This is a genomic window from Actinoplanes sp. ATCC 53533 (assembly GCF_003947245.1).
The window spans coordinates 39,185-59,952 of record NZ_QHHV01000106.1 but is presented as its reverse complement, the minus strand read 5'-3'; the positions used below and the strand labels follow the sequence as shown (position 1 = coordinate 59,952).

The following is a 20,768-nucleotide window of genomic DNA, read 5'->3' as shown; positions in this document are numbered from 1 at the left end:
GTCAGCGTCGCTTCAGCGGCACGTCAGGGCGGGTCGGCACCGTGGACCCCATGAGACGACTTGTGCAGCTGTTAGCAGGCGCCGGCTTCGCCATGACGATGTTACTCACGACGGCGGCGGCGCCGGCCGCCGCGGCACCGGCCGCGGCGCTGGCCACGCGGATCGTTCGGCTGGACCAGAACGGCCTGGGCCGGTTCCTGGACGCCCATGAGTTCGCGGGCAAGGACTTCAACGTGGTCACCCGCACCCGCCAGAACGACCACACCCAGCGGTGGATCCTGACCGACTGGGGCAACAACGAGTACACCTTCCAGCAGGTGAGCAGCGGCCGCTATCTGGACGCGCACGAGATCCCCGAGCTGGACTACCGCGTGGTGACCCGCCCCGAGCAGCAAAACACCACCCAGCGCTGGCGGCTGTGGCAGCACACGAGCGGCTACTTCTGGGTGGAGTCGGTCAGCAGCCGCGGCCGCTACGTGGACGCCTACGACTACAGCGGGGCGGACTACCAGGCGGTGACCCGCCCGTTCGACAACACCAGCCACCAGCTCTGGCGCATCACCGACGCGTGACCCGCACCATCCACCCACCCGGCGTCGCCGACCGGCGGCGCCGGGTCATCCGGACGTTCAGGCGCTGTCGCCGACCGGAGTGCTCAGCCGTGCCAGGTCCGCCACAGCGCCGCGTACGTCCCGTCCGCCGCGACCAGGTCGTCGTGCGTGCCCAGCTCCACCAGCCGGCCGCCGTCCATCACCGCGACCCGGTCGGCGTCGTGCGCCGTCTGCAGCCGGTGGGCGATCGCGATGACCGTGCGGTCGTGCAGCACCGCCGCCAGCGACCGCTCCGCGTCCCGCGCCGTCGTCGGGTCCAGCAGGGCCGTCGCCTCGTCCAGCACCACCGTGTGCGGATCCGCGAGCACCACCCGGGCCAGCGCGAGCTGCTGCGCCTGCGCGCCGTCGAGGATGAGGCCGTCACCGCCCAGCCGGGTGTCCAGGCCGTCCGGCAGGTCGCGGGCCCAGTCCGCGCCGACGATGGCCAGCGCCGAGCGCAGGTCGTCGTCGGACGCCTCCGGGGCGGCCAGGGTGAGGTTGTCGCGGACCGCGTCGCGGAACACGTGGTGTTCCTGGGTGACCAGCACGACCTGGCGGCGCAGCAGGCTCGGCGGCAGCTCGGCGATCGCCACCCCGCCCACGGTCAGCGTGCCGGCCCGGGGCCGGTCGATGCCGGCGAGCAGCCGACCGAGGGTGGACTTGCCCGCGCCGGACGGCCCGACCAGCGCCAGCCGCTCCCCCGGGCGGACGGTCAGGTCGACGCCGCGCAGGACGTCGCGGCCGCCGTCGTAGGCGTACCGGACGCCGCAGGCCTCGATCCGGTCGCTGTCGGGCGCGTGCCGCTCGGTCACCACCGCGCGCGGGATCACCGCGAGCCCCTCGACCCGGGCGAACGACGCGCCGCTGCTCTGCAGCTGTTCCAGCCAGATCAGGATCGCGTCCAGCGGCACGGCGAGCTGGCGCAGGTAGAGCGCGGCCGCCGCGACGGCGCCGAGCGAGAGCAGCCCGTGGATGTGCAGCGCGCCGCCGACCAGCAGCACGGTGACCACCGGCACGACGTAGGAGACGTCCACCGCGGGGAACAGCACGCTGCGCAGGAACAGCGTGCGCAGCCGGGTCCGCCGGGCCCGGGCGATCGCGGCGTCGCCCACCGCGCGGCGCCGTTCCCGCAGGCCCAGGGCCTCGACCGTGCGGGTTCCGGCGATCGTCGAGGCGAGCTCGTCGGCCAGCGCCGAGCCGGCCGCGCCCTCGTCCAGGTAGGCCGTCCGGGCGCGGCGCAGGTACCAGCGGGTCGCCAGCGGGATCGCGGAGAGCCCGGCCAGGGCCACCACGCCCAGCAGCGGATCGAGCAGGAAGACGGCGACGAGCACGAACAGCGCCTGCACGGCGGCGATGAGCACCTCGGGCACCGCGTCGCGCAGCGTCACGGCGACGGTGCTGACGTCCCCGGTGCCGCGCGCGGCCAGGTCGCCGGTCGGCACCCGTTCCACCACGGACGCGGGCAGGGCGAGGGCCCGGTCGACGAAGCCCTCGCGGACCCGGGCCGCGGTGCGTTCGCCGAAGCGGTAGCCGACCGCGAGCGCCGAGCGGGCCACCAGCGTCTGGACGACCGTGCACAGCAGGATCGCGAAGGCGAGGTGGTCGACGGTGCGCACCGAGGCCTGGCCGGCGACCACGGTGTCGACGATCCGGCCCAGCAGCCACGGGCCGGCCAGCCCGGCGATCGCGGCCAGCGCGTTCAGCAGCACCATCAGCACGACCGCCCGCCGGTCGTCGCGGATCAGCCGGACCGCGGCCCGGCGCACGTGGGCTCTCCCGGCGACCGGCAGGGTGGTCATCGCACGGTCTCCGGCGAGACGTCCTCCCCCGCGGCCCGGGTGACCAGCGAGCGGTAGCCGGGCTCGGTGTCGAGCAGGGCGCGGTGGGTGCCGGTCGCCGCCAGGCAGCCGTCGACCAGGTAGTGCACGATGTCCGCGCGGTCCAGCAGCGCCGGCGAGGTCGTCGCCACCAGCGTGGTCCGCCCGGCGCGGGCCGCGGGCAGCCGCTGCGCGATGGTCGCCTCGGTGTTGGCGTCCACGGCCGAGGTCGGCTCGACGGCGAGCAGGATCTCCGGGTCGGCGTAGAGCGCGCGGGCGAGCCGGACGCGCTGGCGCTGGCCGCCGGAGAGGTTGCGGCCCTGGGTGTCGACGATCGACGCCGTGCCCTCGGCGAGGCCGTCCACGATGTCACCCGCGGCGGCCGCGGTCAGCGCGCGGCTCACCGCCGCGGCGTCGACCGGCGACCGGCCCGCGACGACGTCGCCCAGCGTGCCGGTGAACAGGTATGCCTCGTTGTCCGCGACCAGGATCCGGTCCCGCACCGCGAGCGCCTCCACCCGCGCACCACCCCAGGTCGCGGCGGTCGGGCCGTAGCGGCCGAGCCGGTCCACGACGGCCGCGGCGTCGGCGGGCCGGGCGCTGGCCAGCACGGTCAGCCGGCCGGGCACCACGACCACGCCGGACTCGGGGTCGCGCAGCACGGCCGGGCCGTCCGGGCCGGGCCCGCTCGGCGCCGGGTCGGCCGGCAGGCGCAGGAAGCCGACGACGCGCCCGCCGGCGACCAGGGCGCGGCTGATGTCGAACCCGCCCTCGATGAAGAACGCGACCGGCACGACCAGCACGGCCGCGTACCCCCAGACCGCGACCAGCTCGCCGACCGTGATCTGGCCCTGGGCCGCCATCCGCGCGGCCAGCCAGATCACCACGGCCAGGAACAGCGCGGGCAGGCCGACGCCGAGTGCCTGGATCCAGCTCGTCACCGCGCCGACCCGGTAGCCCTCCTCGGCGACCCGCTGCGAGTCCCGCCGGTAGCGCAGGGCGTAGGCGTCCTTGCCGCCGAGACCGTTGAGGATGCGCAGTCCGGACAGGATGTCGACGAGCCGGTCGGCGAGCGCGCCCTGGTGGTCGCGGTAGCGGGCGCCGGCGCGCTGTAACCGGCTCAGCATCGGCCCGACCACGACGGCGAGCACCGGCACGCCGGCGAGCACCACGACGGCCAGCAGCGGCGAGATCTTCAGCAGCAGCACGGCCACCACGACGTAGGCGACCACGGCGCCGAGGCCCGGCCCGGTCACCGTGAGGGCCTGGGCCAGCACCCAGACGTCGGCGATGCCGATGGTGACGATCTCGCCGGCGCCGATGCGCCGCGGCAGCGCGGCGCCGAGCCGGGTCGCGTGCGCGATGACCGCGCGCACGGTGCGGAAGCCGCCGTCCAGGCGGATCTTCGTCATGGTCCGGTGCCGGAGGATGGCCAGCAGCGCGTTGACCACGCCGACCACGAACAGCACGGCCACCCAGGCTGCCAGCGCGGGCAGATCGCGCCGCTGCAGGCCGCGGTCGATCGCCTGGGAGAGCAGGTACGGCGGGAGCGTCAGCCCCACCATCCACAGCGACCCGAGCAGCGCACCGGCGGCGATCCGCAGCTTCTGCCGGCGGACCAGCCACCACAGGTACGGCAACGGACCACGCACGTCGGCAACCGCGTGTCCTGCTTCCGTCACGCCTTGCACCTTAGAGCAGGGACGATCATCGGCGGGAGCCCGAATTCGGGGCGGTCCCGGCACCGGGTTACCCTCCGGGCGTGACTGCCTTCGCACCCCCGCTGATCAGTGCCGAACGTGTCATCGGGGGTCGCCCGCACGACTTCGCGCGCCGGGTGACGGTGATGGCGATCGTCAATCGCACCCCCGACTCGTTCCACGACCGGGGCCGCACCTTCGCGCTGGAGAAGGCGGCCGAGGCGGTCCGGGCCGCGGCGGACGCGGGGGCGGACTGGATCGACATCGGCGGGGTGCCGTTCGCGCCCGGGCCGGAGGTCAGCGCCGCCGAGGAGCTGGACCGGGTGCTGCCGGTGGTCGAGGCGGCCCGCGGGCTGGCCGTGGTCTCGGTGGACACCTTCCGGCCGGAGGTGGCCCGGGAGGTCATCGCGGCGGGCGCCGGCGTCATCAACGACACCTCCGGCCTGCGCGACCCGGCGATCGCGGACGTGGTGGCGGGCACGTCCGCCGCCCTGGTGATCACCCACAGCCTGGCCGCGCCGCGCACCCCGCACCCGAGCCCGCGGTACGCCGACGTGACGGCGGAGGTGGCCGGCTTCCTGCGCGAGCGGGTGGCGCTGGCGCTGTCCCGCGGCGTGGCTCCGGAGCAGATCATCATCGACCCGGGCCACGACCTGAACAAGAACACCCACCACTCGCTGGAGCTGACCCGGCGGCTCAGCGAGATCACCGCGATCGGCTATCCGACGCTGGCGGCGCTGAGCAACAAGGACTTCATCGGCGAGACCCTGGACCGCCCGCAGCAGGAACGCCTGGTGGGCACCGTCGCCGCGGTCGTCTTCTGCGTGACGCAGGGCGCCCGGATCGTCCGGGTGCACGACGTGCGCGCCGCGGTGGACGCGGTGCGGATGACCGAGGCGATGCTGGGGCTGCGCGCCCCCGCCTATGCCCGGCACAACATCTGACGGCCTGCCACTCTCTGTCACTGCTCGCGAGCGGGCGCATGGGGCATCACCAGGCACTGAGCGGCCGGTGATCCTTGTCACGTTACCGCGTGTAGTGAGCGCGGCTCGCCGATCGGCCCCGGCGGCTCTCACCCTTTTGGGGGAATCTCAGCGGATTTGGCGGCCTTATGGTTGCACCCGATTCGCTCCCCGGATCGCACCCGGCCCGCAACCCTCGGAGATCCGATGCGCTTGTCCCTTCCCGCCGCCGCGAGTCGTTCCGCCCTGGTGATCGCCACCGCCCTGCCGACCGCCCTGGGCGTTCTCGCGGTGAGCGGGCCGGTCTCGGCCTCGGCGGCATCCGACGCTCCCGCGTATACGCTCGCCTCGACCATCAGCCCCGCCCCGCTGAGCGCCGCGGCCTGTGTGTCCGACCCGGCCTGCGTCGCGGCTCCGGCCCCGAGGGGCGGCAACGCCGACGACTACGCGGCGCTCGCGCAAGCGATCAGCACCGCCGCCGGCAAGAGCAAGGCCGCGGTGCTGGACGGCACGACCGTCGTCACCCCGGCCACCACCGCGACGGTGTTGCTGCAGGCCGGCACCTACCGGCTCACCAACGGTCTCAAGCTGCCGGCCAACGTCAACCTGCGCGGCGCGGGCATCACGGCCACCACGCTGCTGATGGACCCCACCGTGAACTGGAGGAACTTCAGCTACAGCTTCCTCATCCGGCCCGGCGACACCAAGCAGGCCGGCAGCACCAACCTGGTCTCCGACCTCACCGTCAACGGGAACTGCCGCACCGGCGCCGGCTCCGCCGATCCCGCCGCCCTGCCCGCTCAGCCGGGGCAGATCTGCGACTTCCGCGGTGCGACGGGCGCGAACTCGAGCACGGGCGGCGGCATCTCGGCCGGTGACCGGTGGACCGTACGCCAGGTCCGGTTCACCAACCTCGAGTACTTCAAGCTCTGGATCCTCGGCACCACCGGCGTGACCATCGCCGACAACCGGTTCGACAACTGGGGCGGTGCCGAGTCCGACGGCGAGGACAACATCGGTGGCGGCGGCCGCAACGACGGCACGATCATCGAGAACAACCAGTACGACGCGACGGCCAACGGGAACTTCTTCGACTTCACCAACGCGATCCGGACCGTCGTGCGCGACAACGTCGTGCACACCACTCCGGCGGTCGCGGCCGCCCGCGGCGTCCGCGAGTACGGCAACCTCTACTTCGAGGGCGTCATCGGTGCCACGGTCACGGGCAACACGCTCGAGGGTGCGCACATCGTGCTGTCGTCGAACGCCAACTACTCGCACGTCGCGCCGAACAAGGACGTCACCCAGCCGCGCGGCAACACCGTCGCCGGCAACAGGATCTTCGACTCGGCCACCGTCGGCGTCCTGGTCCGCTACGACGACTACCTCGACGCCGACGGCACCCTCGGCACCGCGGGCGGGTGGAACGACGTCAGCACCGCCGGCACCGACCACATCAGCCGGCCGGGCGGCGACAACATCGTCCAGGGCAACGAGATCGTGCGTTCCCGCGAGACCGGGATCATCGTCTTCGGCACCCCGCAGGCGAAGGACACCGCCGACACGATCTCCGCCAACCGGATCGTCGACGCCGGCTTCGGCGGCTCCACGACCTACAACACCGGCGCCGGCTGGTTCGACACGGCGGGCATCGGGCTCGGCACCGGCAACGGCGACACCATCCAGGACAACACGATCGTCGACGACCAGAGCAACCCCACCCTCTGGTACGGCGTACAGCTCGGCGCCCGCAAGTCGACCGCCGCCCCGACCGGCTCGGTGCTCGGCGGCAACACGACCACGGGCCTCATCTCGGCCGCGGTCCGCACCGGCTCGCTGGCCCCCGACGCCCCCGGCGGCCCGGCCGTGGCCAACGGCATGCTGACCTGGGACGAGTCGTACGCCGGGAGCAACCCGGTGGCCGGCTACCGGGTCTACCGCGACGGCCTGCCGGTCGCCGACCTGCCCGTCGGCAGCGCGGCGATCCCGGGCAACCTGCTCGACTCCGACGCGGCCGGCCTCGAAACCGCATCGGCCGGCACGGCCGGCTGGACCACCGGCTCCACCACCAGGGCGTCCCGGGTCGACACCTCCGGCGCCGTCGGCACAGCGTCGCTCGCGTTGACCGCCACCGCCACCGGACAGATCAACACCTACAGCCGCAAGGCCACGGTCACGACCGGCGCCACCTACACCTCGGTCGCGTCCTTCCAGGCCACCACCACCGGCCGCAAGGTGCGCGCGGGCCTCGCCTTCACCGACGCCACCGGCAAGATCACCCGCCTGGCCACCGGCAACTTCTCGGCCACCGACCCGACCGGCGGCTGGGTGACCAGCTCGTACACCGCGGCGGCGCCGTCCGGTGCGGTCACCGTCCAGGCCTTCCTCATGGTCGAGAACGTGCCGGCCGGCGAGACCCACCTGCTGGACCGGCTCGGCCTGGTCACCGGCACCAACACCGAACAGGTCGCGATCCCGTCCGGCGTCCCGGGTCAGTACCAGGTGGTTGCCTACCGCGCCGACAGCGGGGACAACTCCGCGGTCGCCACCGTCGCCCTTCCCTGACCCCTTCCCACCCCGACTCGCGCGCCCCGACTCGGCAATTCTGGCCGGCCCACCTCAAGCCGACCTCAGGCCCGGCTCCGGAGCCGCGCAGTTCTCCGGGGCCGCGCCGGTTCACTCGCTCTTCACCGCTGGCCGGCCTTCCCCGCCCCGGTCAGCCGACCGCCTCGCGGACCGCCGGGGCGATCTCGCCGGCCCAGCGGCCGAGGGAGACCTCGTCGGTCGTGCCGTGCCCGGAGGCGAAGAGCGTGAAGCCAGACGCGCCGTGCTCCAGGACGGCCCCGGTCAGCTCCTCGACCCACTGGCCGACGGAACCGCCGAGCCAGCGCCCGCTGCCGTCCCGGGTGGCGGCCAGCGGCCGGTCGGTGATGTCGCCCGGGAGGTTGAAGACCGTACGGATCTCGCGCGGATCGCGGCCCACGGCCGCGGCCGCCTCGTCGATGACCGGGCGCGAGGTCCGGTATCGCGCGCTGAGCCAGTCCGCCGCGTGCCCGGGGATCCAGCCGTCGGCGACCCGGCCGGTCGCCGCCAGGGACCTGGGACCGACCGACCCGGTCCACACCGGCGGCGCGGCCACCGGGGCCGGCGCGAGCTCGTGCACCCGGTAGTGCGAGCCCTCGTGGGTGACCGGCGGGCCGCCGCCGGACAGCTTCTTGATCAGGACGATCGCCTCCTCGAAGGCCTCGACCGCGGCGCCCGGGGACAGCCGCGGCACGCCCATGTCGGCGATCCGGTCCCACAGCCCGCCCGCGCCCAGGCCGAGCACGACGCGGCCGCCGGACAGCGCCGACAGCGACGTCACCGCGCGGGCCAGCATGGGCGCCGGGCGGGTCGGCAGGTTGGTGACGTTGGCGAAGGCCGCCAGCCGCTCGGTGCGGCCGAGGATGAAGCCGACCGCGGCGTACGCGTCCAGGCGGGCGCCGAGGTAGGGATGGTCGGACAGGGAGATGAGGTCGAGCCCGGCGCGGTCGGCCTGCCGGGCCGCCCGCAGCAGTTCGGGCCCGTCCTTGATGTCGTGGTGCGCGCCGAAGCCGAAGACGACCCGGGGTACGGACATTGCTGAGCCTCCACCGTCGAGGAAACATAGTTCGTAGTACGAACCGTAATGGTTCGTACTACGAACTGCAAATGTCAGGGCTCCGGGAAGACGACGGGAACCTTGTTGTCGCGCACGATGCCGCCGAGCAGCCCGGCGAGCGTGTCACGGTCGGCGGCACCGAGCCCGGCGGCCAGCGCCTCGACCCGCCGGCAGGTCTCGGCGTAGAACTCCGCCGCCAGCCCGCTGCCGCGCGGGGTGAGCGCGACGCGCACCGCACGAGTGTCCCGCGGATCCGGCAGCCGCCGGACCAGGCCGTTGCGCTCGGTGCGGTCCACCAGGCCGGTGAGGCTCGACTTGGCCAGCGCCAGCATCGCGCCCAGCTCGCCCATGCCGAGCGGCCGCGTCATCAGCACGCACAACAACTGCCCCTGCTGCGGGGTGAGGCCGTGCTCGCGGCCCGACTCGGCATACACCGCATTGACCAGAAAGGTGGCACGCACCAGGGCGGCCACCACCCCCATCCGACCGTCTTCCGCGCTGTCCACAGCGCCAGTGTACGGACAATTCGTGGAGCGAACTATCCGGACGCCTTCCGCCCCGGGTCGCCGATCAGCTCGGTCATCCACGGCTCCGGCGGCACCGCGTCCGGGCCGATGATCCGCATCGCGCCGAGGATGGTGAGCAGCATGCCGTGCGCCATGAAGTCGCGCGCCTCGTCCTCGCCCGCACCGGTCAGCTCCCGGACCGTCCGGTAGATCCGGCCGAAGCACTCGCGCACTGTCGGCCCGATGGTCGGATCCGCACCGGCCGCGAAGCCGTGCAGCAGGATCGTGATCAGGTCGCGCTGGGCCAGCAGATCGTCATAGGCGGCACCGAGGCTCTCCAGGTCGGCGCGCTCGGCGGCGGCGTCGCGGAACCGCTGCTCGACGCGGCTCGTCGCGTGCTCGGCGGCGGCCAGGAAGAGCTGGTGCTTGGTGCCGAAGAGCCGGATCACGTACGGCTGCGAGACGCCGGCCAGCCGGGCCACCTGATCGGTGGTGGTGCCGGCGTAGCCGCCCCGGGCGAAAGCGGTGACCGCGGCGGCCACCAGCTGCTCGTGGCGCTCCCCTGCGGTCAGGCGGGTCCTGGTCAAAAGTCACTCCTCCGACATCGGCGTTGACATGTTATCAGCTGATAACTAAGTTGGGCTCGCAGCTAGTTATCAGTGAATAGCAACTAGGAGATCCGGATGTCCACCCTCGCACCCGACCGGCCCGCCGCCACGGCCGAGCAGAGCCGGCCACGCCCCCTCGCCGCGGTGCTCGCCGCCGTCGGCATCCCGATATTCATGGTCACGCTCGACAACCTGGTCGTGACCACCGCGCTGCCGGTGATCCGCACCGAGCTCGGCGCCTCGCTGAACGACCTGCAGTGGTTCGTGAACGCGTACACGCTGCCCTTCGCCGCCTTCCTGCTCACCGCCGCCGCGATCGGCGACCGGCTCGGGCGCCGCCGGATGTTCGTGGCCGGCATCGTGCTCTTCACGCTCGCCTCGGCCGCCGCGGCGCTGAGCACCGAGCCGTGGATGCTGACCGTGGCCCGCGCGGTCCAGGGCCTGGCCGGCGCGGCGGTCGCGCCGCTGTCGCTGACCCTGCTGGCCCAGGCCGTCCCCGACCGGTCGCGCAGCGCGGCCGTGGGGATCTGGGGCGGGATCAGCGGCCTCGGGGTCGCGGTCGGCCCGGTGGTCGGCGGCGCCGTGGTCGAGGGTCTCGACTGGTCCTGGATCTTCTGGCTGAACGTGCCGGTCGGCGTCCTGGCCGTGGTGCTGGCCGTGACCGTGCTGCGCGAGTCGCGCGGTGGCGCCGTCCGGCTCGACCCGCTGGGCCTGCTGCTCTCCGCCGCCGGCATGCTGCTGCTGGTCTGGGGCGTGGTGGACGGCCCGGACCACGGCTGGTCCTCGGCCCGCGTGCTGTCCATGCTGGCCGGCGGGGCGGTGCTGCTCGGCGCGTTCATCGCCTGGCAGCGTCGCAACAGCGCGCCGATGCTGCCGCTGTCGCTGTTCCGCTCGCGCGGCTTCAGCCTGGTCACCATCGTCACGCTGACCTTCTCCGCCGGCACCTTCGGCGCGGTCTTCCTGCTGGCCCAGTTCTTCCAGATGGTGCAGGGCCTGAGCCCGCTGGACGCGGGCATCCGGACGCTGCCGTGGACGATGGCGCCGATGGTCGTCGCGCCGCTGGCCGGCATCTTCGCCGACCGCCTCGGCGTCCGTAACCTGATCGTCGCCGGCCAGGCCCTGCTCGCCGCGGGCATCCTGTGGATCGGCCTGGCCACCACGACCGACGTGAGCTACGGCGACCTGGTGATCGCGTTCGTGCTCGCCGGGGTCGGCATGGGCCTGACCTTCGCGCCGATCAGCACCATGGCCCTGGCCAGCGTCACCGCCCGCGAGCGCGGCGTCGCCTCCGGCGCCAACAACACCATCCGCGAGCTGGGGGTGGCGGTCGGCATCGCGGTGCTGGCCTCGGTGTTCAGCTCGGCCGGCGACTACAGCAGCAGCCAGTCGTTCGTGGACGGCCTGGTCCCGGCGGTGATCGTGGGCGCGTGCATCGTCGCGGCCGGCGGAGTCATCGCGCTCTGGCTGCCCCGGCGTCCCGGCGTGCCCCAGGACTGACCGCTCATCGGGTCCCGCCGATGGTGCCGAGCCCGCCGGGTCAGCGGCGCGGCAGGGTGGCCAGCAGCAGGTTGGGGTCGGTGGCGGTGGTGTAGGCGGCACTCAGGACATAGGCGACCCCGGCCCGGACGGCCACCGAGGTGGGATTCTGCAGGCCGTCGCCCGCGTCCAGCACGGTGGTGGCGCGGCCGCCCGCGGCGACGCGCACCACGGTGCTGGGCCCGTTGAGCGCGGCGAGCACGTCCTCGCCGCGGCCGGTGAAGGCGAAGTCGTCGATGCCGGCCAGGCCGGTGGCCCTGACCTCGATCCGCCCGGGTCCGGCCGGCCGCAGCGGGATGCGCAGCAGCGTGCCCCGGTCGAGGTTGGTGGCCCAGACCGCGCCGCCACGCACCTGCACGCCGTTGGCGCCGAGGAAGCCGGCCGGGGCGAGCTCCGGCGCCGACGACCACACGGACGCCCGGCCGCCGGCGAGCGGCACGGCCGAGATGGTGCCGAGCACGGAGTCGGTGACGAAGAAGGTTCCCGTCCGCTCGTCCAGGGCCAGCCCGTTGGGCAGGCCGGCGGCCGGCAGGGCGGCGAGGCGCTGCGGCCGGCCGCCGGGACGGAGCCGGTACAGGCCGGTCGAGCCGGCGTCGCCGCTGGCGTACAGGAAGTAGAGCGTGCCGTCGCCGGTCCGCACGATGCCCGTGGTCAGGGCGAAGCTCAGCACCGGGGTGTGCACCCCGCCGTCGGCCGGGGCGGCCATGGTCGCCAGCACCCGCCGGGCGCCGCCCGGGCTGACCGCGGCGATCTGGCGGGCGGCGGCGAAGGTGACGTACGCGGTGCCGTCCGGTGCCAGCGCGATGTTCTCCGGCATCTCGCCCTTGGCCAGGTCGAAGTGCACCGCGATCCGCGACCGGGCACCCCGGTCGGCGGCCGAGGCCGTCGGTGCGACCGACATCGTCACGGCGGCCAGCCCGGCCGCCACGACGGCGGCGGCGATCGTTGTCCTGCGCATGTCTTTCCTCTTTCCGTACACGATCCCGGGCGCACGAGGTCCGGCACTCCTCGTGGGAGCACCCGGGAAGGGGGGTGGAGCCGGCCGCTAGCCGCGGTCCGGCGGGTCGTCCATGCGGAGAAGTATCGGCGGCCCCGCCGAGCCCAGCCACACCTTGCGAGTGGTTGGATCGACAGGGCCGCCGAGGGCGAGCAGCTGGATCAGGGAAGGGCCGCCGGAGCTCAGCCGATGCTGATCCAGACGTCGTCGAGGCTGCCGTGGAACTGGTCGTTGTTGACGCCCCTGCCCTTGCCGCCGATGCTCAGCGGCTGCGGGGTGACGACCTCCAACGTCGCCGGCACCGTCGCGCTGCCGCCGTCCTGGCCGTCGACCAGGATGGTCAGCGCGGTGCCGGTCCGCCGGCATTCCAGGGTGTGCCAGCCGCCGTCGGACACCGACTTCTGGCCCTTCGCGACGTGGATCGCCGGATCGGTCTTGTCGCTCATCACGCAGCTCGGCTTGCCGGAGATGCCGTCGACCTGGAGCTTGTACTGGCCGCCGGCGGTGGAGTAGCCCTTCTGCATGATGTTCTCGCCCGTCGAGGTCTCGGCCGGTGAGAGCAGCACGTTCGCGCCGTACCGCAGGTTCCTGGCGCCCGGGTTCAGGTCCGGCACGTCGGTGGCCTGCAGCACCACCCGGGCGCAGGCGGCGCCCCCGCACTTCGACGGGAACGCGATGCCCTGTCCGGCGGCATGCTTGACGGTCCGGACCGCGCCGCCGTTGGCCGCCAGCGACTTGAGCAGGTGGCCGTTGCCGGAGCCGTCGTCGAACGTGCCGTCGGCCACGGTGGAGTCGAAGTTGTACGACGCCACGTACGGCGACGGCGGCGCGGCCGGCACCGCCTCGAGGGAGCTCGGCCCGCCGAAGGCGGCGTACCGCTTCTGCCGGGAGCCGGACAACGTGGTGAAGTCGCCGCCCACGCCGAGCAGGCCGTTCGCCGGGTTCGCGGCCAGGGTGCGTACCCCGACCACGCCGTTGCCCTGCGGCGCCCACGCGGTCAGGTTGCCCGCCCCGTCGACCGCGGCGAGCTTGACCCGCGGCACCGAGCCGTCGGTGCACACGCCCTTGACCCCGTTGTTGGTCGTCGTGCAGGCCTTGTCGAAGTGCCCACCGACGTAGGTGGTGCCGTCGAGCGTGGCGATCGCCTGCGCGTCGCCGTCGAAGACCCGGGTCCAGCGGGCCGCGCCGCCGAAGGTGTAGGCGATGGCCCGGCCGCCCTGGCCGCCGAGGGCGGCGTACACCCCGTTGGCGTCGGTGGCCAGCGCGAAGACCTGGGAGACCGGCTTGGGCAGGAAGCTCTTGTCCAGCGCCGCGGTGGTGCCGTCGACCGCGGTGAGCCGCAGGGTCGAGCTGACCCCGTTGGTCTTGTGGAAGCCACCGCCGAGGTAGACCCGGTTGCCGTTGACGGCCAGCGCGTTGACGGTGTCGTCGGTGGTCGGCGCCCAACTGTCGAGCGCGCCGGTGGCCAGCGAGAACGCCGCCAGGTTGGTCCGCGGCGCCCCGTCGACGGCGGTGATCCGGCCGGCCAGGTAGAGCCGGCCGTTGCCGACGGCCAGGGCGTTGGGCTGGCCCAGGACCGTGTGCCTGCCGGGGGTCAGCTTGCCGGTGACGGCGTCGAGGCCGGCGACCGCGTCGCGGGCCGTGCCGGCGACCCGGTCGAAGTCGCCGGCGGCGTAGACCGTGGCGCCGTCCACGGCGAGGGCGCGTACGGTCGCGTCGGCACCCGGGTTCCAGTCCAGCAGGCCGCCGGTGCGCGCGTTGTACGCCGCGAGGCGCTGCCGCGCGATGGTCTTGCCGCCGACGAGGGCGCCGGTGAAGTTGCCGCCGATGTAGACGACGTCGCCGCGGTGGGCGAGCGCGTACACCGGGCCGTTGAACGACGGCGACGGCGTCGGCGTGCCCGACACGACCTCGGCGAGAGCGGCGCCGCCCACGGCGACGACGACGGTGGAGACGCCGACGATCGCGAGCCGGCGTAGAGCAGATTTCAGGCCATTTCGGTTATTGCGCACAACGAAAGCTAACGGCGCTCGCCCCCGAAGGACGCGAGCGCCGATCCGGCGAATGGATCACATACTTGGCCGAAAGGACATAAATAGGGCGAGAGTGACTTCTATGGAGTGACGATGACTGTGGAATACTTCCGGAAACTGCATCTGAAACTTCCGAGGAGGCGTCAGTGGCCCGCGTGACCATCGCCGCGATCGCCCGCGAGGCCGGGGTCTCGGTGCCCACGGTCTCCCGCGTGCTCAACGGCCGCGCCGACGTGGCACCCCAGACCCGTGAGACGGTCGAAAACCTGCTCAAGCAGCACGGCTACCGGCGGCGCGCGTCCCGTCAGCAGGCCGGCAAGGCGGCCCTGGTCGACCTGGTCTTCAACGACCTGGACAGCCCCTGGGCGGTCGAGCTGATCCGCGGCGTCGAGGACGTCATGCACAGCTCCGGGGTGGGCACGGTGGTCTCGGCCGTGCACCGCCGCAGCACCGCCACCCGGCAGTGGCTGCAGAACCTCTACGCCCGGGCCTCCGACGGCGTGATCTTCGTGACCTCCGACCTGACCACCCCGGTCTACGCGGAGCTGCAGCGGCTCAACATCCCGGTCGTGGTGATCGACCCGGCCGGCGGGGCCATGGTCGACGTGCCGACCATCGGGGCGACCAACTGGGCCGGCGGGCTGTCGGCGACCCAGCACCTGGTGCAGCTCGGCCACCGCCGGGTCGGCTTCGTGGCCGGCCCGAAGAACATGCTCTGCAGCCGGGCCCGGCTGGACGGCTACCGCGCGGGGCTGGAGGCCGCCGGGCTCCAGACCGACGAGGCCCTGATCCGCCAGGGCGACTTCCTCTACGACTCCGGTTTCGCCGGCGGGGTGTCCCTGCTGGCGCTCGACGACCCGCCGACCGCGATCTTCGCCTCCAGCGACACGATGGCGCTGGGCGTGCACGAGGCGGCCCGCCAGCGCGGTCTGCGCGTACCGGATGACCTGAGCGTGGTCGGCTTCGACGACCTGCCGGAGGCCCGCTGGGCGTCGCCGCCGCTGACCACGGTGCGGCAACCGCTCGCCGAGATGGGCGGGCTGGCCGCCCGGACCATCCTGCGGCTGGCCCGCGGCGAGGAGATCCAGGCGCCCCGCATCGAACTGGCGACCGAGCTGATCGTGCGGGACAGCACCCGCCCACCGCGCGGGTGACCGGAGATCGGGGGGTGCCCGGCGCAGGCCGTCATGACCCGCCAGACACCCCCTAAGGTGGGGTGATGTCCAGCATCCTCTCGCAGCGTGACCTCGAGTTCCTGCTCTATGAGTGGCTCGATGTGGCGGCGCTGACCACCCGGCCCCGCTTCGCCGAGCACTCCCGGGAGACGTTCGACGCGTTCCTGGAGCTCTCCGCGCAGATCGCCGAGCGCGAGTTCGCGACCCACAACCGCCGCGGCGACACCGAGGAGCCGCGCTTCGACGGCGAGCGGGTGCACATCATCCCCGAGGTCAAAGCCGCGCTGGCCGCGTTCAACGGCTCCGGCCTGCCGGCCGGGACGATGGACGAGGAGGACGGCGGGCTGCAGCTGCCGCACGTGGTGGCCCGGGCCTGCTTCGCGTGGTTCCAGGCGGCGAACATCGCCACCTCCGCATACCCGATGCTGACCATGGCGAACGCCAACCTGCTGCGCGCCCACGCCGCGCCCGAGCACGTCGCGCGGTTCGTCGACCCGATGCTCTCCGGCCGGTTCACCGGCACGATGTGCCTGTCCGAGCCGCAGGCCGGCTCCTCGCTGAGCGACGTCATCACCCGCGCGTCGCCGGCCGGCGACGGCAGCTACCGGGTCACCGGCAGCAAGATGTGGATCTCCGGCGGCGACCACGAGCTCAGCGAGACGATCGTGCACCTGGTGCTGGCCCGGGTCGCCGGCGCGCCGGCCGGGGTGAAGGGCCTGTCGCTGTTCATCGTGCCCAAGCACCTGGTCGGCGACGACGGCCGGGTGGGCGAGCGCAACGGCGTCGAGCTGGCCGGGCTCAACCACAAGATGGGCTTCCGCGGCACGACCAACGCGGTGCTGTCGTTCACCGACAGCACCGCATACCTGGTCGGCGCGGAGGGCAGCGGCCTGGCCTACATGTTCCAGATGATGAACGAGGCCCGGATCGGCGTGGGCGCCGGCGCGGTGGCGCTGGGCTACACGGGCTATCTGCACGCGCTGGCCTACGCCCGCGAGCGGCTGCAGGGACGGCCGGTGGCCGACAAGGATCCGGCGGCCCCGCCGGTGCCGATCATCCGGCACCCGGACGTGCGCCGGATGCTGCTGGCGTCCAAGACCTACGTCGAGGGCGGCCTGGCCCTGATCCTATACGCGTCCAAGCTCGTCGACGACCAGGAGACCGGCGGCTCGCCGGAGGCCGCCGTGCTGCTGGACGTGCTGACGCCGATCGTGAAGGCCTGGCCCTCGCAGTGGTGCCTGCTGGCCAACGACCATGCCATCCAGGTGCACGGCGGCTACGGCTACACCCGGGAGTATCCGGTCGAGCAGTTCTACCGCGACAACCGGCTCAACCCGATCCACGAGGGCACCGACGGCATCCAGGGCCTGGATCTGCTGGGCCGCAAGGTGGTCATGCGGGACGGCGCCGGCCTGAAGCTGCTGGTCCGCACCATCCGCGCGGCCGCCGGGCGGGCGCCCGCCGAGCTCGCCGGCTATGCCCGCTCACTGGAGGCCGGCTGCCAGCGGCTGGTCGAGGTCACCGCCAAGCTCTGGTCGGACGCCGACCCGGCGCGCGCCCTGGCCAACTCCACCGCCTACCTGAACGCGGCCGGGCACCTGGTCATCGCGTGGATGTGGCTGGAGCAGGCCACCGCCGCGGCGGGCCGGCAGGGCCCGTTCTACGACGGCAAGCGGCTGGCCGCCCGCTACTTCTTCACCCACGAGTTGCCCCGCACCACCGCCTGGTTCGAGCTGCTGGAGAGCGGGGACACCCTGCTGGCCGACCTGGACGACACGTGCCTCTGAGGGCCCGGCTGCCCTATCTGGATGCCCCGACGCCGCTGGCGTTCGCCCATCGCGGCGGCGCCGCCGACGGCGACGAGAACACCGCCGAGGCGTTCGCCCGCGCGATCGCCCTGGGCTACCGGTACGTCGAGACCGACGTGCACGCCACGGCGGACGGCGTGCCGGTGGTCTTCCACGACGCCACGCTGGACCGGCTGACCGGCGCCCCGGGCCGGGTTGCCGACCTGCGCTGGGCCGACCTGGCGACGCTGCGGATCGGCGGGGCGGGCGCGGTGCCGCGGCTCGACGAGGTGCTCGCCGCCTGGCCGGAGGTCCGGTTCAACATCGACGTCAAGTCCGACGCCGCGGCCGGGCCCACGGTCGAGGTGATCCGGCGCGGCCACGCCGGGGAGCGGGTCCTGCTCGCCTCGTTCCGCGACGCCCGGGTGGCCCGGCTGCGGGCGCTGGCCGGCCCGCGGGTCGCGACCTCGCTGGCGCGCGGCGAGGTGCTGCGGCTGCTGATCTCGTCCTGGGCCGGCACGCCGCTGCGGCTGCCGGTCTCGGCGGTCGCCGCCCAGGTCCCGCCGCGGCACGGACGGGTGCCGATCGTGGACCGCCGGTTCGTCTCCCGCGCGCACCGGCTGGGTCTGCAGGTGCACGTCTGGACGATCGACGACCCGGTGGAGATGGGCCGGCTGCTCGATCTGGGCGTGGACGGCATCATGACCGACCGCCCGAGCGTGCTGCGCGACGTCTACACCGCGCGGGGCTTGTGGACGCCCCCGGCAATGTAACGAGGGCATTGACGGCATGTTAGGCATCGAAGATAATCGACCGGCGTTGTTAACGTTCACATTTCTCACCGGTGCCTCGTCACCGGCTCGGGAGGACACCTGTATGTCCCCATATCGCGCACTGCTCGGCCTCGCCGCCGCGACGGCGCTGGTCGCCGCCATCGGCGGCGCCACGCCGGTCTCCGCCCAGGCCCAGACTCCTGACTACACGATCACCGTCGACCCGGCCGCCGCCGGCCCGAAGATCGACGACTCCATGTACGGCGTGTTCTTCGAGGACATCAACTTCGCGGCCGACGGCGGCCTCTACGCCGAACTGGTCCGCAACCGCTCCTTCGAGTTCCTGCCGGCCGACAACCGCTCCTACACCGGGCTGACCGGCTGGACCCCCGGCGCGGAGACCGGCGGCGCGGGCACGGCGTCGACCGTCGACGACGCGGCCCGCCTCAACGACCGCAACCGCACCTACCTCAAGCTCGCCCTCACCAGCCCGGCCGGCGGCCAGTACGGCGTGACCAACGCGGGCTACAACACCGGTTTCGCGGTGACCCGCGGGGCCACGTACGACTTCTCGGTCTGGGCCCGCAGCGACGCGCCCGCCGGCACGCCGGTCTCGGTGACCCTGCGTGACACCGCCGGCCAGCCGCTGGCCGCGCCGGTCGCCCTCACCGTCCGCGGCGACTCCTGGACCCGCTACCGGGCGACGGTCCGGGCGATGAGGACCACCGACGCCGGCCGGCTCGCCGTGCTGGCCGCCGGCACCGGCACGCTGCGCCTGGACATGGTCTCGCTGTTCCCCAAGGCCACCTACAAGGGCCGCCCCAACGGGCTGCGCAAGGACCTGGCCGACAAGATCGCCGCGCTGGACCCCGGCTTCGTGCGCTTCCCCGGCGGCTGCCTGGTCAACACCGGCAGCATGTACGGCTACGACGCGGCCGCGAACTACCCGCGGGCCCGGTCGTACCAGTGGAAGGACACCGTCGGCCCGGTCGAGACCCGGGCGACGAACAACAACTTCTGGGGCTACAACCAGTCCTACGGGCTGGGCTACTACGAGTACTTCCAGTTCTCCGAGGACATCGGCGCGATGCCGCTGCCGGTGCTGCCGGCGCTGGTCACCGGCTGCGGGCAGAACCGGGCCACCGACGACCCGGCGCTGCTGCAGCGCCACATCCAGGACGCCCTCGACCTGATCGAGTTCGCCAACGGGCCGGTCAGCACCAAGTGGGGCGCGCTGCGCGCCGAGATGGGCCACCGCAAGCCGTTCGGGCTGACCCACGTGGCGGTCGGCAACGAGGAGAACCTGCCCGACGCCTACTTCGCCAACTTCCTGAAGTTCCGCGAGGCCATCGAGGCCAAGTACCCGGACATCACCGTGGTGAGCAACTCGGGGCCGGACGACCAGGGCTCGACCTTCGACAACCTGTGGGCCAAGAACAAGGCCGCGAAGGTGGAGATGGTCGACGAGCACTACTACAACAGCCCGGCCTGGTTCCTGGGCAACAACAAGCGCTACGACGCCTACGACCGCGCCGGCCCCAAGGTCTTCCTCGGCGAGTACGCCTCCCTGGACAACAAGCTGTTCAACTCGCTGGCCGAGGCGTCGTACATGACCGGGCTGGAACGCAACGCCGACGTGGTGAAGCTGGCCTCGTACGCGCCGCTGCTGGCCAACATCGACCACGTCCAGTGGAAGCCGGACATGATCTGGTTCGACAACGACGAGTCCTGGGGCTCGACCAGCTACCAGGTGCAGAAGCTGTTCATGACCAACGTGGGTGACCGGGTGGTGCCGAGCACGGCGAGCGGCAAGGTCATCCAGCCCAAGCCGATCACCGGCGCGGTCGGGCTCTCCACCTGGGCCACCGCCGCCACCTACGACGACGTCAAGGTGACCAGCCCGAACGGCGCGGTGCTGTTCAACGACGACTTCTCGGCCGGCGCCGGGCAGTGGACGCCGGTGCAGCCGCGCGGCAACTGGTCGGTCGTCGACGGGGCCTACCGGCAGAGCGACAACGGCGCGGAGGACACCCTGGTCAAGGCCGGGAACATCACCGCCACCGACTACGACCTGACGCTGAAGGCCACCAAGCAGTCCGGCCGCGAGGGCTTCCTGATCGCGTTCGGCGTCCGGGAGACCGGCAACTACTACTGGTGGAACCTGGGCGGCTGGAACAACACCCAGGGCGCGGTGGAGAAGGCCACGAACGGGGCCAAGGAGCTCCTGCTGGCCAAGCCGAACTCGGTCACCACCGGGACCACGTACGACATCCGGGTCGAGGTCCGCGGCACCAAGGTGCGGCTGGTGCTCAACGGCAGCGAGTGGGGCAGCTTCGACGACAACCAGGTGACCGAGCCGTTCGCCCAGGTGGTCACCCACGACGACGCCACCGGCGAACTGATCGTCAAGGTCGTCAACGCCCAGGACACCCCGGCCGTGACCACGGTGGATCTCGGCAAGCGCAAGGTCGCGAGCAAGGCCCGGATGACCGTGATCACCGGCGACCCCCAGGAGCAGAACACCCGCTCCGCGGAGCCGATCCTGCCGGTCACCACGACCGTCCGCGGCATCTCTTCGGTCTTCACGCGGACGTTCGCCCCGAACTCCGTGACCTTCCTGCGCATCCGGACCAAGTGAGGTGCC

The 20,768-nt window shown here is 72.8% G+C and carries 15 protein-coding genes; 8 read left to right on the top strand and 7 right to left on the bottom strand.

Annotated features, from left to right (window positions below):
• Window positions 1-50: 50 nt before the first annotated feature.
• Complete coding sequence (locus tag DMB66_RS31635; RefSeq protein WP_125807776.1) at window positions 51-572, top strand: RICIN domain-containing protein; 522 nt, start codon at window positions 51-53, stop codon at window positions 570-572.
• Window positions 573-655: 83 nt separating this feature from the next.
• On the opposite strand, the gene DMB66_RS31630 is transcribed toward DMB66_RS31635, so the two are convergent.
• Both DMB66_RS31630 and DMB66_RS31625 read right to left on the bottom strand, forming a co-directional pair.
• Complete coding sequence (locus DMB66_RS31630) at window positions 656-2,389, bottom strand: ABC transporter ATP-binding protein (protein WP_125807775.1); 1,734 nt, start codon at window positions 2,387-2,389, stop codon at window positions 656-658.
• Window positions 2,386-4,005: an ABC transporter ATP-binding protein gene (locus DMB66_RS31625; protein ID WP_199752733.1), complete on the bottom strand. Its 1,620-nt coding sequence runs from the start codon at window positions 4,003-4,005 to the stop codon at window positions 2,386-2,388. Before DMB66_RS31625 ends, DMB66_RS31630 begins: the two co-directional genes overlap by 4 nt.
• 248 nt (window positions 4,006-4,253) lie before the next feature.
• Between DMB66_RS31625 and folP the strand changes: the two genes are divergently transcribed.
• Window positions 4,254-5,051: a dihydropteroate synthase gene (folP, locus tag DMB66_RS31620; RefSeq protein ID WP_125807791.1), complete on the top strand. Its 798-nt coding sequence runs from the start codon at window positions 4,254-4,256 to the stop codon at window positions 5,049-5,051.
• A 225-nt stretch (window positions 5,052-5,276) separates the two neighbouring features.
• The gene (locus DMB66_RS31615; protein WP_125807774.1) at window positions 5,277-7,634 is read left to right on the top strand and encodes a right-handed parallel beta-helix repeat-containing protein; all 2,358 of its coding nucleotides are present in this window, start codon (window positions 5,277-5,279) and stop codon (window positions 7,632-7,634) included.
• A gap of 151 nt (window positions 7,635-7,785) precedes the next feature.
• Here the strand turns inward: DMB66_RS31615 and DMB66_RS31610 are convergent, their stop codons facing one another.
• The 3 genes from DMB66_RS31610 to DMB66_RS31600 form a co-directional block, all read right to left on the bottom strand.
• Window positions 7,786-8,688 (bottom strand): LLM class flavin-dependent oxidoreductase, encoded by a 903-nt coding sequence (locus DMB66_RS31610; protein ID WP_125807773.1) that lies wholly within the window; start codon window positions 8,686-8,688, stop codon window positions 7,786-7,788.
• 74 nt (window positions 8,689-8,762) lie between these two features.
• The gene (locus DMB66_RS31605; protein ID WP_233624981.1) at window positions 8,763-9,215 is read right to left on the bottom strand and encodes a MarR family winged helix-turn-helix transcriptional regulator; all 453 of its coding nucleotides are present in this window, start codon (window positions 9,213-9,215) and stop codon (window positions 8,763-8,765) included.
• A gap of 32 nt (window positions 9,216-9,247) precedes the next feature.
• Window positions 9,248-9,802: a TetR/AcrR family transcriptional regulator gene (locus DMB66_RS31600; RefSeq protein ID WP_125807772.1), complete on the bottom strand. Its 555-nt coding sequence runs from the start codon at window positions 9,800-9,802 to the stop codon at window positions 9,248-9,250.
• Window positions 9,803-9,898: 96 nt separating this feature from the next.
• On the opposite strand from DMB66_RS31600, the gene DMB66_RS31595 reads away from it, so the two are divergent.
• Window positions 9,899-11,320: an MFS transporter gene (locus DMB66_RS31595; protein ID WP_125807771.1), complete on the top strand. Its 1,422-nt coding sequence runs from the start codon at window positions 9,899-9,901 to the stop codon at window positions 11,318-11,320.
• Window positions 11,321-11,360: 40 nt separating this feature from the next.
• Here DMB66_RS31595 and DMB66_RS31590 read toward each other — a convergent pair whose 3' ends face one another.
• Window positions 11,361-12,317 carry a hypothetical protein gene (locus DMB66_RS31590; protein WP_125807770.1) on the bottom strand — a complete coding sequence of 319 codons (957 nt, stop codon included), beginning with the start codon at window positions 12,315-12,317 and terminating at the stop codon, window positions 11,361-11,363.
• 221 nt (window positions 12,318-12,538) lie between these two features.
• Entirely contained in the window at window positions 12,539-14,368 is a 1,830-nt protein-coding gene (locus tag DMB66_RS31585) for a LamG-like jellyroll fold domain-containing protein (protein WP_125807769.1), read from the bottom strand.
• A gap of 167 nt (window positions 14,369-14,535) precedes the next feature.
• Between DMB66_RS31585 and DMB66_RS31580 the strand changes: the two genes are divergently transcribed.
• The 4 genes from DMB66_RS31580 to DMB66_RS31565 all read left to right on the top strand — a co-directional run bounded on the left by DMB66_RS31580 (window position 14,536) and on the right by DMB66_RS31565 (window position 20,762).
• Window positions 14,536-15,543, top strand: a complete 1,008-nt coding sequence (locus tag DMB66_RS31580) for a LacI family DNA-binding transcriptional regulator (RefSeq protein ID WP_125807768.1) — start codon at window positions 14,536-14,538, stop codon at window positions 15,541-15,543.
• Between the two features lie 65 nt (window positions 15,544-15,608).
• Window positions 15,609-17,351, top strand: coding sequence for an acyl-CoA dehydrogenase (locus tag DMB66_RS31575; RefSeq protein WP_199752728.1), 1,743 nt, complete (start codon window positions 15,609-15,611; stop codon window positions 17,349-17,351).
• The gene (locus DMB66_RS31570; protein ID WP_125807789.1) at window positions 17,348-18,124 is read left to right on the top strand and encodes a glycerophosphodiester phosphodiesterase; all 777 of its coding nucleotides are present in this window, start codon (window positions 17,348-17,350) and stop codon (window positions 18,122-18,124) included. The genes DMB66_RS31575 and DMB66_RS31570 overlap by 4 nt, the downstream gene beginning before the upstream one ends.
• A 103-nt stretch (window positions 18,125-18,227) precedes the next feature.
• Window positions 18,228-20,762 carry an alpha-L-arabinofuranosidase C-terminal domain-containing protein gene (locus DMB66_RS31565; RefSeq protein ID WP_125807766.1) on the top strand — a complete coding sequence of 845 codons (2,535 nt, stop codon included), beginning with the start codon at window positions 18,228-18,230 and terminating at the stop codon, window positions 20,760-20,762.
• The last annotated feature ends 6 nt before the right edge of the window (window positions 20,763-20,768 follow it).

What these genes read in the sequence shown, in the direction of transcription:
- DMB66_RS31635 (WP_125807776.1), top strand. Translation starts at nt 51, where the DNA reads ATGAGACGACTTGTGCAGCTGTTAGCAGGCGCCGGCTTCGCCATGACG.
- DMB66_RS31630 (WP_125807775.1), bottom strand. Translation starts at nt 2,389, where the DNA reads ATGACCACCCTGCCGGTCGCCGGGAGAGCCCACGTGCGCCGGGCCGCG.
- folP (WP_125807791.1), top strand. Translation starts at nt 4,254, where the DNA reads ATGGCGATCGTCAATCGCACCCCCGACTCGTTCCACGACCGGGGCCGC.
- DMB66_RS31615 (WP_125807774.1), top strand. Translation starts at nt 5,277, where the DNA reads ATGCGCTTGTCCCTTCCCGCCGCCGCGAGTCGTTCCGCCCTGGTGATC.
- DMB66_RS31610 (WP_125807773.1), bottom strand. Translation starts at nt 8,688, where the DNA reads ATGTCCGTACCCCGGGTCGTCTTCGGCTTCGGCGCGCACCACGACATC.
- DMB66_RS31595 (WP_125807771.1), top strand. Translation starts at nt 9,899, where the DNA reads ATGTCCACCCTCGCACCCGACCGGCCCGCCGCCACGGCCGAGCAGAGC.
- DMB66_RS31590 (WP_125807770.1), bottom strand. Translation starts at nt 12,317, where the DNA reads ATGCGCAGGACAACGATCGCCGCCGCCGTCGTGGCGGCCGGGCTGGCC.
- DMB66_RS31575 (WP_199752728.1), top strand. Translation starts at nt 15,609, where the DNA reads ATGTCCAGCATCCTCTCGCAGCGTGACCTCGAGTTCCTGCTCTATGAG.
- DMB66_RS31565 (WP_125807766.1), top strand. Translation starts at nt 18,228, where the DNA reads ATGTCCCCATATCGCGCACTGCTCGGCCTCGCCGCCGCGACGGCGCTG.